The organism is Gordonia sp. NPDC003504 (assembly GCF_053587995.1).
On sequence record NZ_JBSFPC010000021.1, the window covers coordinates 1 to 16,097 of the forward strand.

Genomic DNA, 16,097 nt, shown 5'->3' on the forward strand with positions numbered 1-16,097 from the left:
ACCTGCTTATCATGGCTGTCGTGGTGGCCGTCATCTTCGCCGTGGTCTGGTTCGTCTTCGGTCTTCGTATCAGCTGTTCGCGTCGGCCATGGCCGACGATCGGTTGGCCGACGATCGACTCATCCACGTCAGCAAGCCGGCGAACGCCGTGGTCAGGACGGTCCACAGGATCACCTGATTGGCGATTGCGTACACCCGGAAATCTCCGATGACCGCGCTCGGGAAACCGGGGAACACGATCCGATCACCGTTCATCAACGGTTCGGGAACCTCGTGGAACTCCGGCAGCAACGCGATCGCGATCGTGACCACCACCAGGAATCCGATCGCCGCAACCACGGCCGAGCCGAGGCCACCCCACCGGGGCCGCAGCCACAATGCGAGGACGACGGCCGCAATCATCGCCACCACTGCGACGATCGTGATGGTGAGGTAGGCACTCGATCGTGCCCCGATGGTGTCGTCGTCACCCACTGCCGGCGGATTGGCCGGGTAGGCGAAGAACGGGACTCCGAAGAACGCGATGAAACCCAGCACGCCGACGGCCGCCGACGCCCACCGGGGATCGGTGTCCGGGAAGTGATGCCCCAGATAGGTCCACAGGATGGTGAACGCGACCGCGAAAAAGGCGCCCATCGCCACCGCGAAGATCACGGTGCCGACGCCTGCGCCGATGTTCTCCTGCACGGACCGGGTGAAGAGCTCGGCACCGTGCTCGTGGCCGGCGTGACCATGCGCGGCCTCGAGTGCCTCCTGCGCCTGCGACCGACCGTCCTCATAGTCGATGGCCTTGGCGACCTGCGGCTCAATGAACAGCCGGGCGAAAACATATGCGACGATGCCGGCGACCAGGCCTGACAGCACGCCCGCGCCGATGAACTTTCTCTCCATGTTCGGTTGTCTCCCTTATCTCGGATCAGTGGCAGGGGAATCCGAGGAAGTGCCGGGAGTCGTGGACGAACTCATGGATGTGGGTGTCGCTGCCGAACACCGACCACGCGCCCTGGTCGTAGCCGATGAAGTAGTACGCCATGGCGGCGAGGATGACGGTGGCGGTCAGCCACAGTGCGGCCGACGCAGCCGAAAGATTGGGAACCGCAAGGGACAGACCCTTGCCGTGATGAGTTGTTGCGACCATCGAACTGATGTCCTTTCGTGGGATGACGCGTCCCTACGGGGTGTCGGGCTCGACATTGTGCGGTGTTCTGACTCGCCCCATCCCGGGGAGGCGTCCCCGGCATACGGCTCACAGTGGCGCGACCGTCCCGGGCTTTCACCGGGTTTCCCGTCCAAAGTCTGAAATGACCATATACCGGATCGCCCCGGGGTCACGACCTGATGTTGCGAGCACACCTGCGGCGATGTCGGCACCGCCGACTGTCGGTGCCCTCGTGGATGATGGATTCATGCCCACCCCGGCCGAGGTTCTGCACCGCTTCACCGCTCCCACCCGACGGTGGTTCGGCGGCGCGTTCGCCGAGCCCACCCCGGCGCAGGTCGGCGCGTGGTCGGCCATCGCCGACGGTGACAACACACTGGTCATCGCGCCCACCGGGTCGGGTAAGACGCTGTCGGCCTTCCTGTGGGCCCTCGATCGCCTCGCCGCCCGGCCGGAACGGTCCCGAGGCACCACCCGGGTGCTCTACATCTCCCCACTGAAGGCCCTCGCGGTCGACGTGGAACGCAATCTGCGGGCGCCGCTGACCGGCATCACCCGCGCCGCACAGGAACTCGGCGAACCCGAACCGGCGATCACAGTCGGCCTGCGTTCGGGTGATACCCCGGCGGCCACCCGCCGCTTGCTGGTCCGCACACCGCCGGACATCCTCATCACCACCCCCGAGTCGCTGTATCTGATGCTGACGTCGTCGGCGCGGGAGACGCTGACCGGCGTCGAGGCCGTCATCGTCGACGAGGTCCATGCGGTGGCCGGAACCAAACGCGGCACCCACCTCGCCCTGTCGCTGGAACGTCTCGACGAGCTGCTCGAGCGGCCCGCCCAGCGCATCGGATTGTCGGCGACGGTCCGGCCACCGGAGGTGGTCGCCGACTTCCTCACCGGAGCGGCCGGCGCCACCATCGTGCGGCCGCCCGCCGCCAAGACCTTCGATCTGCGGGTCGATGTGCCGGTCGAGGACATGTCCAACATCCCGCCGCCGTCGGACGCCGGGGACGCCGACCTCGACGACGCCTTCTCCCCGACCGCGGGATCGCTGTGGCCCTACGTCGAGTCCGCGATCGTCGACCTCATCGAGGCCAACCGCACCACCATCGTCTTCGCGAATTCGCGCCGCCTCGCCGAACGGTTGACCGCCCGGCTCAACGAGATCGCCGAGACCCGGGCCGCCGGCGACAGCCCGGTGCGCGAACCACCCCGTAACACCCGGGTCGGTGGTGGCGCCCCCGCCCTCGTACTGGGCAGCGGCGCCACCACCGGCGCTCCGTCGGTGCTGGCACGCGCCCACCACGGATCCGTCAGCAAGGAGCAGCGCGCCGAGATCGAGGACGACCTCAAGACCGGTCGGCTGCGGTGCGTCGTGGCGACCAGCAGCCTCGAGCTCGGCATCGACATGGGGTCGGTGGATCTCGTCGTGCAGGTTGAGGCGCCGCCGTCGGTGGCCAGTGGCCTGCAACGCATCGGGCGTGCCGGCCATCAGGTCGGCGAGATCAGCCAAGGTGTGCTGTTCCCCAAACACCGCACCGACCTCATCCACTGCACCGTCGCGGTGTCCCGGATGCGCGCCGGGGAGATCGAGGAACTGCGCATCCCCATCAACCCGCTCGACGTGCTGGCCCAGCAGACCATCGCCGCCGCTGCCGTCGACGACCTCGACGTTGATGCCTGGTTCGACGTGGTGCGCCGCGCCGCGCCGTATCGCGAGCTCGCCCGCTCGGTGTACGAGGCGACGCTCGACCTGATCTCCGGACGGTTCCCGTCGGACGAATTCGCCGAACTCCGCCCTCGGGTGACCTGGGATCGGGACCGCAACCTGCTCAGCGGCCGGCGGGGGGCACAACGCCTCGCGGTCACCTCGGGCGGCACGATTCCCGACCGCGGGTTGTTCGGTGTGTTCCTTGTCGGTGAAAAACTCAGCCGCGTCGGCGAACTCGACGAAGAAATGGTCTACGAATCCCGCGTCGGCGACGTCTTCGCCCTCGGCGCCACCAGCTGGCGCATCGAGGACATCACCCACGACCGTGTGCTGGTCACCCCCGCCTTCGGCCAGCCCGGACGTCTGCCGTTCTGGATCGGTGACTCCGTCGGCCGCCCCGCCGAACTCGGTGCGGCCATCGGCAGATTCACCGCCGAGATCGCCAATGACGCCGAACTCGATCGTCGCGCAACCGAACTCGGTCTGACCACCTTCGCCCGCGACAATCTCGCCGCACTCATCGCCGAACAGCGCGACGCCACCGGATACCTGCCCAGCGATCGCACCTTGGTGGTCGAACGATTCCGTGATGAACTCGGCGATTGGCGCGTGATCCTGCACTCCCCCTACGGGTTACGGGTACACGCCCCGTGGGCGTCGGCGATCTCGGCACAGCTCAAGACCTCCCTCGGGCTCGACGGCGCCGTCACCGCCTCCGACGACGGCATCATCGTGCGCCTGCCCGACACCGACGACACCCCACCGGGCGCCGCGGTGTTCACCATCTCCCCCGACGACATCGAGCAACTCGTCACCGATGCACTGGCAGACTCGTCGATGTTCGCCTCCCGTTTCCGCGAATGTGCGGCCCGAGCCCTGCTGCTGCCCCGGCGCGATCCGGGCCGTCGCGCACCGCTGTGGCAACAACGCCAGCGCAGCGCCCAATTACTTGCCGTCGCTTCGCAATTCCCCGACTTCCCGATCGTCCTGGAGGCGGTCCGGGAATGCCTGCAGGACGTCTACGACCTGCCCGCGCTGACGGAGTTGTTACGCGGCATCGGCACTCGTCGCATCCGGCTCGTCGAGACCGAGACCGAGGCCCCGTCGCCGTTCGCGGCGTCGTTGCTCTTCGGCTACGTCGGGGCGTTCATGTACAACGACGACGCCCCGCTGGCCGAACGCCGGGCGGCGGCCCTGTCCCTCGACACCGCGTTGCTCGCGCAACTCCTCGGCCGGGTCGACCTGCGTGAACTCCTCGATCCCGCGGTCATCGCCGAGGTCACCGCACGCCTGCAACGCACCGACCCGGCGCGCGCCGCGCGTGACGCCGAGGATGTCGTGGACCTGTTGCGCTGGCTCGGGCCACTGACCACCGACGAGGTGGCCACCCGATACCGGGGCGATCCGGAGGACCAGAACACTTCCGCAGCAACGGTTCTCGCCGCACTCCACCGCGACGGTGCGATCATCTCGATCAGTCACCGCGGTCGACCGCTGTGGGCGGCGATCGAGGACACCGCTCGACTACGTGATGCGCTGGGCGTCCCTGCTCCGATGGGCGTGCCCGCGGCCTTTCTGGAGGCGGTCGCCGACCCCCTGGGCGATGTCGTCCACCGCTACGCCCGCACCCACGGTCCCTTCACCGTCGAACAGGCCGCCGACTCCCTGGGACTGGGAGCGGCCGTCGTCCGCGACACCCTGATCCGCCTGGCCGGCGACCGCAAGATCATCGAGGGCGATTTCCTTCCCGATCAAACGGGGACCCAGTGGTGTCACAGCGAGGTCCTCGGTCAGATCCGGCGCGGATCCCTGGCCGCCGGCCGCGCCGAGGTCGCGCCGGTCGATCCGGCCACCCTCACCCGTTTCCTGTTGTCCTGGCAACACGTCACCCCCACCGACGACCGACTGTCCGGCATCGACGGCGTCGCCGTGGTGATCGATCAGTTGGCCGGTTATCCACTGCCCGCCTCCGCGTGGGAATCGTTGATCCTGCCGGCCCGCGTCACCGACTACTCCCCCGCGATGCTCGACGAACTGCTGTCCTCCGGTGAGGTCACCTGGTCGGGTGCCGGACGCATCGGCGGCTCCGACGGCTGGATTCGCCTGTGTCCCAACGATCTCGCCGAGGTCATCCTCGGTGAACCCGACGAGATCGATGTGACCGACGCACACCGCCTGGTGATCGACCGGCTGGCCGGCGGCGGTGGCCTGCGCTACGCACAGATCCTCGACGCAGCACCCGACGCCGGGTCGGAGCGTCCCGGGGTCGGCGGCGCCGAGGTGGAGGCCGCGCTCTGGGACCTCGTCTGGTCGGGTCGGGTGTCCAACGATTCCTTCGCACCGATTCGGGCACTGCTCATGCCGCGCCGGGCGTCGGGTTCCCGCTCCGCCGCGACCCCGGCCCACCGCACGCGGGCCCGCGCGCCCCGCCTGCGGCCGTCGCGGCTGACCACACGCCACCTGATCTCCACGGTGGGTACGCCGGCCACCCCACCACAGCTCGCCGGACGGTGGTTCTCCCGCTCCGCCCTCATCTCGGATTCGACGCTACGCACCCAGGTGACCTGCGACCAACTGCTCACCCGCTACGGCGTGGTGACGCGCGGACCGGTCGTCGCCGAGGGCATCATCGGCGGGTTCTCCCGGATCTACAAGGCCCTCAACGTCTTCGAGGACAGCGGACAGGTTCGGCGTGGCTACTACGTCGACGGGCTCGGCGGCGCCCAGTTCGCCGCCCCCGCCGTCGTCGACGATCTCCGCCGGCATGCCCTCGAACCGGGCGAGGACTCCCGTCGTAACCGCGGCACCGCCGTGGTGATCGCCGCCACCGATCCCGCCAATCCGTTTGGCGCAGCACTGGAGTGGCCATCCCGGCCCGACGGCGAGAACCGATCCGGCCATCGCCCGGGCCGCAAGCCGGGCGCCCTGGTGGTGCTGGTGGACGGCCGGCTCGCGGCCTTCGTCGAGCGGGGCGGCAAGACGGTGCTCACCTTCGGTGATTCCGGCCAGGCCGTGCGGGTCGCCGCCGGCGCACTGGCCGAGGCGGTCGGCACCGGTCGGGTCGCACGGCTGTCCATCGATCAGATCGACGGCGTCGAGGCCCTGCGATCGGACCTCGCCGCCGTCTTCGTCGACGCCGGGTTCTCCACCACTCCCCGCGGACTCCGGATGCGGCACACCCATGCCCGAGGGTGACACCGTCTTCCGCGCCGCCGACCGACTACGGCGCGGATTGGCCGGAAAGATGTTGACCCACAGCGATTTTCGGGTTCCCTCGCTGGCCACCGTCGATCTGAGCGGCCACACCGTCACATCGGTACGGTCGCGCGGCAAGCACCTGCTGATCGATGTGACCGACCCCGAGGGCGGCCAACAGGTGAGCATCCACTCGCATCTGAAGATGGAGGGGATCTGGATTGTCGCACCGCTCGGCACACGCTGGCGCCGCCCGGCGCATCAGGCGCGCATCATCCTGCGCACCGCAGCGCACGAGGCGGTCGGATTCGCCCTGGGAATCCTGGAATTGCTCGACGACCCCGACACTGCACTGGGCTACCTGGGGCCCGATCTGCTGGGCGAGGACTGGGATGCCGCCGAGGCGGTGCGCCGGATCGAGAGCGACCCGGACCGCGCGATCGGCGACGCCCTGCTCGATCAGCGACTGATGGCCGGCGTCGGCAACGAGTACCGCAGCGAATTGTGCTTCCTGCGTGGGGTGCTACCGGGCACCCCGGTCACAGATGTCGACGTTGCACCGATGGTCGATCTGGCGCATCGGATGTTGTGGGCCAATCGGCTCAGAACGGCGCGCACCACCACCGGTGACACCCGGGGTGGTGCGCGTGTGTGGGTCTATGGCCGACGCGGACGACTGTGCCGTCGATGCGCCACACCCATCGAGAGGGGGTTTCTCGCGACCGACACCGAGGACCGCGTCATCTACTGGTGCCCGCGGTGCCAGACGTGAGAGACACGCCCTACACCGGGTAGCGCTCCGGCTCCGGTCCGAATTCGAAACGCCGGGCAGTGATGTCGCCGACACTGATCTCGACGTAGTTGTACTTGATGGTGGGAACCCACGGTGTGAGCGGCAGGGTGTCGGCCTCGGCGATCTCGTCGCCGCGCGCGAGCACCCGTGCGGCGCCCTTGGCCACCACACTCCACCCGCCGTCGTCGGTGTACTCGTCGACCTCGAAGGCCACATGCTCGTTGACGACGAGTTCGGACAGCTTGGTGCCCTCCGCGGAGCGGAAGAGAATACGGCCCTCGTCGGAGTAATAGTTCACCGGGAAGATGTCCGGTTGTCCACCAACGCTCACCGCGAGGCGACCGAGTTGCTTCGAGCCGAGCAACTTCCAGGCCTCGTCAGCGGGAAGTTCCTGAATCGGGTTGTCCACCATGACCTGTCCTTTTCCCATACCTCATCGTCGCATCCTCGACGTTACCGGTCCCAGAGCCAAAGGTCCTGCCGAAACTCTTAAAGCCGTGTCCGCACCGTCCACGGCATGTCACCTCACGTCTGGGGCACCGGCACCGGTTCGAGGATCTCGGCGCGCGACTCGGGCGCGGCGGCGCGTAATGCGTCGGCCGACGAGTCGTCGGGTTGCTGCTGCGACGCCACCTCGGCGGCCACCCGGGCGTTGTAGGTCTCCACCTCGAAGGCGATCCGCTCGTCGTCCCAGCCGAGCACCGGCGCCAGCAACTCGGCGACCTCCTGCGCACAGCCCACACCACGATGGGAGTACTCGATGGAGATCCGGGTCCGCCGGGCCAGCACGTCCTCGAGATGCAGGGCCGCCTCGTCGATCGCCGCGTAGACGATCTCCACCCGCAGATACTGCGGGGCGGCGGCCAGCGGGCGCAGCAACGACGGATCGGCGTCGGCGTAGTACAGCACGTCGTCGATGAGCGAGCCGTACCGGTTGAGCAGTCGTCGAACCCGGTAGGGATGCAAGCCGAACCGCTTGCCGAGGTGCTCGCACTGATTGATCAGCGCGAAGTACCCGTCGGCGCCGATCAGCGGCACCCGCTCGGTGATCGACGGGGCCACCCGGGTCGGGATGAAGTCATCGCAGGCGTCGACGGCGTCGGCGGCCATCACCCGATAGGTGGTGTACTTGCCGCCGGCGATCGACACCAGTCCGGGCGCCACCCGCGCGACCGCATGTTCCCGTGAGAGCTTCGAGGTCGCCTCGTCCTCCCCGGCCAGCAGCGGCCGCAGACCGGCGTACACCCCCTCGATGTCGTCGTGGGTGAGTTTGGTGACCAGCACCGTGTTCACATGCTCGAGGATGTAATCGATGTCGGCCCGCGTCGCGGCCGGATGAGCCAGATCGAGATTCCAGTCGGTGTCGGTGGTGCCGATGATCCAGTGCGTCTCCCACGGGATGACGAAGAGCACCGACTTCTCGGTGCGCAGGATGATCGCGGTCTCGCTGACGATGCGGTCACGGGGCACCACGATGTGCACACCCTTGGACGCCCGTACCCGGAAGTGGCCACGCTGATGCGACAGCGCCTGTACCTCGTCGGTCCACACGCCGGCGGCGTTGATCACGCAGTGCGCCCGGACCTCGGCGGTCTCACCGTTCTCGGTGTCGCGGACCTTGACGCCCATCACCCGGTCGGCCTCCCGGAGGAATCCGACCACCTGCGTCGAGGTGCGGATCACCGCGCCGTAGTTGGCTGCGGTGCGCGCCACGGTCAGGCTGTGCCGGGCGTCGTCGACAACGGTGTCGTAGTAGCGGATGCCGCCGATCAACGAATCCCGCTTGAGCGCCGGGGCCACCCGCAGCGCCCCGGAACGGGTCACATGCTGTTGTCCGGGAACCGATTTCGCGCCGCCCATACGGTCGTAGAGGAAGATTCCGGCGGCCACATACGGGCGTTCCCAGATGCGTTGGGTCAGCGGGTAGAGAAACGGGAGGGGTTTGACAAGGTGCGGGGCCAGCAGCCGCAGCGACAGTTCACGTTCGCGCAGAGCCTCGCGGACCAGACCGAACTCGAGTTGCTCGAGATAGCGCAGCCCACCGTGGAACATCTTCGACGATCGGCTCGAGGTTCCCGACGCGATGTCGCGGGCCTCCACCAGCGCCACCCGCAGGCCGCGGGTCGCCGCGTCGAGTGCGGCGCCGACGCCCACCACACCGCCGCCGACGACGACGATGTCGAATTGCTCACTCGAGAGTCGTTTCCAGGCCTCGGCCCGATACAGCGGACCCATATCCGCTGGTCGGTCCGGGTTGAATCCGGTCTCATTCGGCTCGGTGTCCATACCGGCCAGCGTAATTGATCTCGGCGGAACCCACCGTCTGCGACCCGCACCGTGCGACACTGACCCCCGTGGATAGCGCTTCCGGATACGTCGCGGCCATCGATCAGGGAACGACGTCGACGCGGGCCATGGTCTTCGACCGCCGCGGACAGGTCATCGCCGCCGAACAACTCGAACACCGACAGATCTTCCCCCGCGCCGGATGGGTCGAACACGATGCCGCCGAGATCTGGCGCAACACCCGCCGCGTCGTGGCATCCGCACTGGCGTCGGCCGATCTGACCTCCGACGACATCGTCGCGTGCGGACTGACCAATCAACGGGAGACCACCCTGGCCTGGGACCGCACCACCGGCGAACCGCTGCACAACGCGATCGTCTGGCAGGACACCCGCACCGGCGAACTGTGCGACCGGCTCGCCGGCGATGCCGGCGCCGACCGGTACCGCGACCGCACCGGGCTACCGCTGTCGACCTACTTCGCCGGGCCCAAGATGCGCTGGCTGCTCGACAATGTGGAGGGCGTTGCCGAACGTGCCGAGGCCGGCGAACTCTGTTTCGGCACAATGGATTCCTGGATCGCCTGGAACATCACCGGAGGCGCGTCCGGCGGCCTGCACATCACCGACGTCACCAACGCGTCGCGCACCATGCTGATGGATCTTCGGACACTGTCCTGGGATGAGGAGATCTGCGCGGAGATGGGGATACCCGTCGACGCACTCCCCGAGATCCGCAGCAGCTCGCAGGTGTACGGGACGCTACGCGAACAGGGAACCCTGCACGGGGTGCCCCTGTCCGGCATCCTCGGCGATCAGCAGGCGGCGACGTTCGGCCAGGCGTGCCTGTCACCCGGCGAGGCGAAGAACACCTACGGCACCGGGAACTTCTTGTTGCTCAACACCGGAACCGACGCGGTGTTCTCCGATCACGGACTGCTGACCACCGTGTGTTACCGCATCGGTGAGGCACCGCCGCACTATGCCCTCGAGGGCTCGATCGCCGTCACCGGTTCGCTGGTGCAGTGGCTGCGGGACAACCTCGGCCTCTTCTCCTCCGCCGGTGAGGTCGAGCAACTCGCGGCCGGCGTCGACGACAACGGCGGCGTGTACTTCGTCCCCGCCTTCTCCGGGTTGTTCGCGCCGCGGTGGCGACCCGATGCCCGCGGCGTCATCGCCGGCCTGACCCGCTTCGCCAACAAGGGGCACATCGCCCGGGCCGCGTTGGAGGCCAGCGCTTTTCAGACCCGGGAGGTGATCGAGGCGATGCAGGCCGACTCCGGTGTCACCCTGTCGACCCTCAAGGTCGACGGCGGCATGGTGGTCAACAATCTCTTGATGCAGTTCCAGGCCGATATCCTCGATGTGCCGGTGGTGCGGCCGGTGGTCAACGAGACCACCGCCCTCGGCGCGGCATACGCGGCCGGACTGGCCGTCGGCTACTGGGACGACGAGGACGAGATCCGGCAGAATTGGGCCGAACACACCCGGTGGACACCCGCGATGGACACCGACGAGCGCGACCGCCTGTACCGGGAGTGGAATCGCGCTGTGGAGCACAGTTTCGGGTTGGCCTGACCCGGCCGGTCGAGGACGATCGGGCGCGATCGAGCTCCAGCCGGTCACACCACGAATTCGACGAGGACCGCGACGACGCCCGCGGTCCCGCCCATCGCGATCGCTGCCTCGTAGGCCGCTTCGGAGAGTCGCTCGGCGGCATCGACGTCGGGATCGACGGCGATGCTCAGCGCATGCACCGCCCGGGCCCGCACGAATGCCGCTCGCTGCATGGCGATGTCACCGGACCGGTGCGCGACGGCGGCGTCGATGTCACGACGGGTCAGCGCCGCGACCAAGCGTGAACGCGTCGCCGGCGACACCCGACCCTCCTCCCGCCACTGCGAAAGGGCCTCCCGGACAACGGCATCGGCATTGGCCTCGGTGACGTCGATCGCCGAGATCACCAGCATTCGCAGGCAGTCGTCGATGTCGGCGGCACCTACCCGGGCGACGAGCTCCGCTACCGCCGCACCCGGAAGTCGTGCCAGCCGACCGCGAATCATGTTCTCAGCCATCGCGATCGGCGCCCCCGGCTCGCGTCGGCGGGACGGCATCACCGTCACCACCGCCTGCCGCGGAGTCGACGGGAACCGCATCGCCCGCCGAGCCGGCGGCGCCCACCGGTTCGCGATCGCTGACGGGCACGGTGGCCGCCGACGAACCGCCCGGATCCGCGGTCGCGGGATAGGCCTGCGGAGTCCAGTCGCCGATGACCGGCGGTCCGACGAGCGGCAGATCTCCGACGATGTCGCGGCCGTGCTCGCCGTGATGCAGGTAGGGGGCGGGCCGGTGCCGGGTGTCGCGATCGCGACCCGTCGGCGCCGCGCCCGGGCCGGTACCGGGCGGGGTACCACGCAATCCCGGACCCGACGACGGGGCGCCCGACCCGGCGGGCGCAGCGGAGGCCACCGGCCCCGCGGAACCGGCAGCGAGGAACGGGGGCACCACGCTCGGCACCCCGGACGGCGCGCCGCCGACCGGACCGACCGGATTCGACCCGCGCCCGCCGCCGCCCTCACCCGATCCGGTGGTTCGCCCGCCGGGTGCACCGGCCCCGCCGCCGACGCCGACCGGGTCGCCTAGCCCGCCACGGGTCAGGGTGGACGGATCCTCCCCGTCATCGGCCGACGGGGACCCGGTGGTGGTCGACGTCGTCACCGGGGTGGTCCCGGTCGCCGGGGCGGCCGGTGTCGCGGTGTCCGGGTCGGTGGTCGTCGGAGAGAGTTCGATGACCCCGCCGGGTGCCGACGGATCCGCGCCGTCGATGTCGGCGATGGCGCCCGACTGGCCACCCCCGGCCGGGCCGGAGGTGGAGCCGGCACCCGTCGTCGTGCCACCGGCAACCCCACCGGAGTGGAAGTTGTCCTTCTCCACACTCGTGACCTCGGGCAACGCGTCGGCCGCCTCGAGCATCGGAGAACTGTAGCTGCCGGTCATCAGCCGGGTGACCAGCGCGCGCACGGTCGCCGCGTCCTCGGGATGCTCCTGCAGTCGACGCTGATGCTCGACCAGGACCGGCTCCTGCGCCCGGGTGGCGCCGAGGACTCCGGCGGCGGCACCGATGGCCGCGGCGCTGGTCGCAGCACCCTCGGCGGTCGCGCGGATCTCGGCCACCAGACGATCCGCGGCGTCGACGGCACCCTCGGCGGCCCGGCCCCGCAGCACACCGACGTTGTCGAAGGCGCCCGCGAGAGCATCCGCGATGCCCGCGATGGTGGCGATGGCGATGGTCACGGCTTCGGCGTCACCGCGGGCCGAACTCTCGCTCATCGTGGTGAGGATGTGCAGAATCTCGCCGATGCTCATCGATCCCCACGGGGTCTGCGCACCGGGACGGCAATGCTCCGCGCCGGCGGTGGGCCGCTCACCCCGCCCAGATGTCATCGCTGTCGCCCCCCGGGATCGTCGCCGGTGCAGGACGCGAACGGTCCGGCACCCGTGCACGCACTCTATCGCCGTGCGTGCCGTCGCGGCGTGCCCGGCGTTCGGTTGTGGATCGGGGATCGGTCCGCCTCGACCGGCCCGCCCGGTCAGTCGAGGTCGTCGTGGCGCACGAGCTGGCGGGCCGCCTCGGTGACCGACCCGGACAGCGACGGATACACCGAAAAGGTCTGGGCCAGATCGGACACCGTCAGCTTGTTCTGCACCGCGACCGCGATCGGCAGGATCAGCTCCGACGCCGTCGGCGCAACCACCACGCCGCCGATCACCACACCGGTCGCCGGTCGGCAGAAGATCTTGACGAAGCCGCGTCGTAGGCCGCTCATCTTGGCGCGCGGATTGGTCGCCAGCGGCAGCATCACCGTGCGGGCCGGGTACTCACCGGAGTCGATCGCGTTCTGCGACACCCCGACCGTGGCGATCTCCGGACGGGTGAAGATCGCGGACGCAACGGTTTTCAGCTTGATCGGGCTGACGCCCTCGCCGAGGGCGTGATACATCGCGATCCGGCCCTGCATCGCGGCCACCGAGGCCAGCGGGAACAGTCCGGTGCAGTCGCCGGCGGCGTAGATTCCGGCGACCGAGGTCCGCGAGACGCGGTCGACGGTGATGTATCCGCCACGGTGGGTGTCCACGCCGGCACCACTCAACCCCAGGTTGTCGGTGTTGGGCACCGATCCCACCGTCATCAGCACATGCGAGCCGGTCACGGTCCGGCCGTCGGCGAGGTGTGCGGTCACCGTGTTGCCGGTCCGCACGACCCGATCCGCCCGGGCGTGTTTGACCAGCTCCACACCACGCTCGGCGAGCGCCTCCTCGAGCACGAGGGCGGCGTCCTCGTCCTCGTGGGGAAGGACGCGATCGCGACTGGACACCAGCGTGACCTTGACGCCGAGTTCGGTGTAGGCGTGGACGAACTCCGCACCGGTCACACCGGATCCGATCACCACCAGGTGCTCGGGCAGGGTCTCGAGGTCGTAGAGCTGACGCCAGGTGAGGATGCGTTCGCCGTCGGGCTGCGCGTCGGGCAGTACCCGGGGTGAGGCGCCGGTGGCGATCAGCACCACATCACCCTCGAAGTGTTCGGTGGACCCGTCCGGCAGGGTCGCCGTGACGCCGTGGGTGGACACCCCGACCTGGGTCTGGTCGAGTGCCGCGTGCCCGGACACCAGCTTGACGCCCTCGCTGACCAGTCGCGATCGGATGTCGGCGGACTGCGCGAACGCCAGGTCGCGGACGCGCTGATGAATCTGCGGGAGCGTCACCAGCGTGTCGTCGGTGCGGATGTTGATACCCAGATCGGCGGCACGACGCACCTCGGTGCGGATACCGGTCGAGGCGATGAACGTCTTGGAGGGGACACAGTCCCAGAGCACACACGCCCCACCGATGCCGTCGGAGTCGATCAGGGTGATGTCGGCGCCATAGGCCGCGGCGGCCTGCGCCGCCTCGTAGCCCGCCGGACCTCCGCCGATGATCACGATCCTGGTCACTGGTGTGTCTCCTCCGCGGGTGCGCCGGGCATGCGATTTCTCCGCTCACCAACCTAGGCCATCGGACCGGCGGACCGCCGCGCGGGCGACCCGTGGGGCCGGGTGGGGTGTGTTCGTGAGCGTCGTGCGATCGGCGTCCGCGTAATACGATCATCGTGGCCACCGAGGGCCACGCGGTGCGCAAAACGATGAGGTCGGGCCCATCCCGACGGGAAAGTGCAGGTCAGAGGCGACTATGCCCATCTACGCGGCTTACGGCAGCAACATGCATCCCGAACAGATGGCGGAGCGCGCGCCGCATTCGCCGATGTCGGGGACCGGGTGGCTGCACGGGTGGCGACTGACCTTCGCCGGCGGTGACATCGGGTGGGAAGGATCACTGGCCACCGTCACCGAGGACCGCGACGACCCGGACGCCAAGGTGTTCGTGGTGCTCTATGACGTCCCCACCGAGGACGAGGACAACCTCGATCGGTGGGAGGGCTCCGAGCTCGGTATCCACCGCAAGATCCGCGCCCGCGTCGACACCGACGGCGGTGACGGTGTGCTGGCCTGGCTGTACGTCCTCGACGCCTACGAGGGCGGACTCCCCTCTGCGCGCTACCTGGGCGTGATGGCCGAGGCGGCCGAAATCGCCGGTGCGCCTGCTGAATACGTGCAGGATCTCCGTCTGCGCGAGTCGCGCAACGTCGGTCCCGGCCCGGGCGCCGCGGAAGCCTGAGCGGCGCGGGGCCGAATCGGCCGAGGGCTCAGCCCCCGGAATCGACGCCGAAGATCACCCCGGCCAGCGCCCGTACACCCACGTCCAGGGCGCGCTCGTCGATGTCGAAGTTGGGGCTGTGCAGATCGACCTGTGGGCCGAAACCGCTCCACACGCCCAGGCGTCCCATCGCCCCGGGCACCTGCTCGAGATACCAGGAGAAGTCCTCCCCGCCGGGCGACTGCGGGGTGTCGGCCACGGCATCCTCGCCGATGGCCGCGACCGACCGGGTCAGCATCTCGATCGCTGTCGCGTCGTTGACCACCGGTGGGACACCCCGGAAGTAGGACAGGTCGTAGGACACCCCCAGCGGCGCCAGGAGTTCACCGACGACGCTGCGCACCAACGGTTCCATCTCCGCCCAGGTGAGATGTTCACCGGTGCGCACGGTTCCCCGCAGTTGCCCTTCCTGCGGGATCGCGTTGGGTGCGTTGCCGGCGTGCGCCGCCCCCCACGCCATCACGGTCCCCGACCGCGGATCGATCCGCCGCGAGAGGATTCCGGGCAGTCCGGTGATGACGGTCCCCATCGCGTACACCAGATCCCCGGTGAGATGCGGTCTCGAGGTGTGTCCGCCGGGTGAGCGCAACTGTAGTTCGATGTGGTCGGCGGCCGAGGTGAGCGCCCCCTCCCGCAGTCCCACCGAGCCGACGGGCAGCCGCGGGTCGCAGTGCAGCGCGAAGATGCGGCTCACGCCTTCGGTGACCCCGGCCGCGACCGCGTCGAGCGCGCCGCCGGGCATCACCTCCTCGGCGGGCTGGAAGATCAGTCGCACCCCGACGGGCAGGGCAGGCGCCGAGGCGAGCACCGCGGCGGTACCCAACAGGATCGCCGTGTGCGCATCGTGACCGCAGGAATGCGAGACGCCGTCGGTGGTGGAGCTGAAGGGCAGACCGGTGTGCTCGGTGATCGGCAGGGCATCCATGTCCGCGCGCAACGCCAGCCGCGGCCCGGTGGCGGGCCCCAGATCACAGACCACGCCGGTGCCCAGCGGCAGTCGACGCGGCGACAGCCCGAGGGTGGCCAGTTCGGTCATCACCAGTTCGGTGGTGGCGACCTCCTGCCGCGAGAGTTCCGGAGTCGCGTGGATCCGCCGCCGCCACCCGATGAGCCGATCGCGGTGCGCCGCCAGCCAGGCGTCGATCACGCCGCCGGATGGGTCACCGATGCCCGCCTGTGTCACCGCCACTGTTCCTT

12 protein-coding genes and 1 riboswitch are annotated in these 16,097 nt (G+C 69.2%); of the genes, 4 read left to right on the top strand and 8 right to left on the bottom strand.

The window, feature by feature from the left end; all coding sequences use genetic code 11:
- Positions 1-69: 69 nt before the first annotated feature.
- Positions 70-891, bottom strand: a complete 822-nt coding sequence (locus tag ACWDPV_RS23070) for a CbtA family protein (RefSeq protein WP_348808531.1) — start codon at positions 889-891, stop codon at positions 70-72.
- A 25-nt stretch (positions 892-916) separates the two neighbouring features.
- Positions 917-1,138: a CbtB domain-containing protein gene (locus ACWDPV_RS23075; RefSeq protein ID WP_348802574.1), complete on the bottom strand. Its 222-nt coding sequence runs from the start codon at positions 1,136-1,138 to the stop codon at positions 917-919.
- Between the two features lie 61 nt (positions 1,139-1,199).
- Positions 1,200-1,286: riboswitch (cobalamin riboswitch) on the bottom strand.
- A 120-nt stretch (positions 1,287-1,406) separates the two neighbouring features.
- Between ACWDPV_RS23075 and ACWDPV_RS23080 the strand changes: the two genes are divergently transcribed.
- Together ACWDPV_RS23080 and ACWDPV_RS23085 are read left to right on the top strand one after the other, a co-directional pair.
- On the top strand, positions 1,407-6,068 hold the full coding sequence (locus tag ACWDPV_RS23080) for an ATP-dependent helicase (RefSeq protein ID WP_449744844.1): 4,662 nt from the start codon (positions 1,407-1,409) through the stop codon (positions 6,066-6,068).
- Positions 6,055-6,840 (top strand): DNA-formamidopyrimidine glycosylase family protein, encoded by a 786-nt coding sequence (locus ACWDPV_RS23085; RefSeq protein ID WP_449744845.1) that lies wholly within the window; start codon positions 6,055-6,057, stop codon positions 6,838-6,840. The genes ACWDPV_RS23080 and ACWDPV_RS23085 overlap by 14 nt, the downstream gene beginning before the upstream one ends.
- Positions 6,841-6,850: 10 nt before the next feature.
- Here ACWDPV_RS23085 and ACWDPV_RS23090 read toward each other — a convergent pair whose 3' ends face one another.
- Complete coding sequence (locus ACWDPV_RS23090) at positions 6,851-7,273, bottom strand: pyridoxamine 5'-phosphate oxidase family protein (protein ID WP_449744866.1); 423 nt, start codon at positions 7,271-7,273, stop codon at positions 6,851-6,853.
- Between the two features lie 113 nt (positions 7,274-7,386).
- Complete coding sequence (gene glpD, locus ACWDPV_RS23095) at positions 7,387-9,147, bottom strand: glycerol-3-phosphate dehydrogenase (RefSeq protein WP_348808535.1); 1,761 nt, start codon at positions 9,145-9,147, stop codon at positions 7,387-7,389.
- Between the two features lie 68 nt (positions 9,148-9,215).
- Between glpD and glpK the strand changes: the two genes are divergently transcribed.
- Positions 9,216-10,724, top strand: coding sequence for a glycerol kinase GlpK (gene glpK, locus ACWDPV_RS23100; RefSeq protein ID WP_449744846.1), 1,509 nt, complete (start codon positions 9,216-9,218; stop codon positions 10,722-10,724).
- Between the two features lie 44 nt (positions 10,725-10,768).
- Here the strand turns inward: glpK and ACWDPV_RS23105 are convergent, their stop codons facing one another.
- The 3 genes from ACWDPV_RS23105 to ACWDPV_RS23115 all read right to left on the bottom strand — a co-directional run bounded on the left by ACWDPV_RS23105 (position 10,769) and on the right by ACWDPV_RS23115 (position 14,140).
- Positions 10,769-11,221 (bottom strand): hypothetical protein, encoded by a 453-nt coding sequence (locus tag ACWDPV_RS23105; protein WP_348808537.1) that lies wholly within the window; start codon positions 11,219-11,221, stop codon positions 10,769-10,771.
- Positions 11,214-12,590, bottom strand: coding sequence for a hypothetical protein (locus ACWDPV_RS23110; RefSeq protein WP_449744847.1), 1,377 nt, complete (start codon positions 12,588-12,590; stop codon positions 11,214-11,216). The genes ACWDPV_RS23105 and ACWDPV_RS23110 overlap by 8 nt, the downstream gene beginning before the upstream one ends.
- A gap of 146 nt (positions 12,591-12,736) precedes the next feature.
- Positions 12,737-14,140, bottom strand: coding sequence for an NAD(P)H-quinone dehydrogenase (locus tag ACWDPV_RS23115; RefSeq protein WP_348808539.1), 1,404 nt, complete (start codon positions 14,138-14,140; stop codon positions 12,737-12,739).
- Between the two features lie 235 nt (positions 14,141-14,375).
- Here ACWDPV_RS23115 and ACWDPV_RS23120 point away from each other — a divergent pair, with 235 nt between their 5' ends.
- Positions 14,376-14,861 carry a gamma-glutamylcyclotransferase gene (locus tag ACWDPV_RS23120; RefSeq protein ID WP_348802586.1) on the top strand — a complete coding sequence of 162 codons (486 nt, stop codon included), beginning with the start codon at positions 14,376-14,378 and terminating at the stop codon, positions 14,859-14,861.
- A 28-nt stretch (positions 14,862-14,889) separates the two neighbouring features.
- On the opposite strand, the gene ACWDPV_RS23125 is transcribed toward ACWDPV_RS23120, so the two are convergent.
- Positions 14,890-16,083 carry an amidohydrolase gene (locus tag ACWDPV_RS23125; protein WP_449744848.1) on the bottom strand — a complete coding sequence of 398 codons (1,194 nt, stop codon included), beginning with the start codon at positions 16,081-16,083 and terminating at the stop codon, positions 14,890-14,892.
- Positions 16,084-16,097: the final 14 nt, after the last annotated feature.

Bases quoted from the DNA above. Each gene is read 5' to 3' on its own strand.
- ACWDPV_RS23070 (WP_348808531.1), bottom strand. From the start codon at position 891: ATGGAGAGAAAGTTCATCGGCGCGGGCGTGCTGTCAGGCCTGGTCGCC.
- ACWDPV_RS23075 (WP_348802574.1), bottom strand. From the start codon at position 1,138: ATGGTCGCAACAACTCATCACGGCAAGGGTCTGTCCCTTGCGGTTCCC.
- ACWDPV_RS23080 (WP_449744844.1), top strand. From the start codon at position 1,407: ATGCCCACCCCGGCCGAGGTTCTGCACCGCTTCACCGCTCCCACCCGA.
- ACWDPV_RS23085 (WP_449744845.1), top strand. From the start codon at position 6,055: ATGCCCGAGGGTGACACCGTCTTCCGCGCCGCCGACCGACTACGGCGC.
- ACWDPV_RS23090 (WP_449744866.1), bottom strand. From the start codon at position 7,273: ATGGTGGACAACCCGATTCAGGAACTTCCCGCTGACGAGGCCTGGAAG.
- glpD (WP_348808535.1), bottom strand. From the start codon at position 9,147: ATGGACACCGAGCCGAATGAGACCGGATTCAACCCGGACCGACCAGCG.
- ACWDPV_RS23105 (WP_348808537.1), bottom strand. From the start codon at position 11,221: ATGGCTGAGAACATGATTCGCGGTCGGCTGGCACGACTTCCGGGTGCG.
- ACWDPV_RS23110 (WP_449744847.1), bottom strand. From the start codon at position 12,590: ATGACATCTGGGCGGGGTGAGCGGCCCACCGCCGGCGCGGAGCATTGC.
- ACWDPV_RS23120 (WP_348802586.1), top strand. From the start codon at position 14,376: ATGCCCATCTACGCGGCTTACGGCAGCAACATGCATCCCGAACAGATG.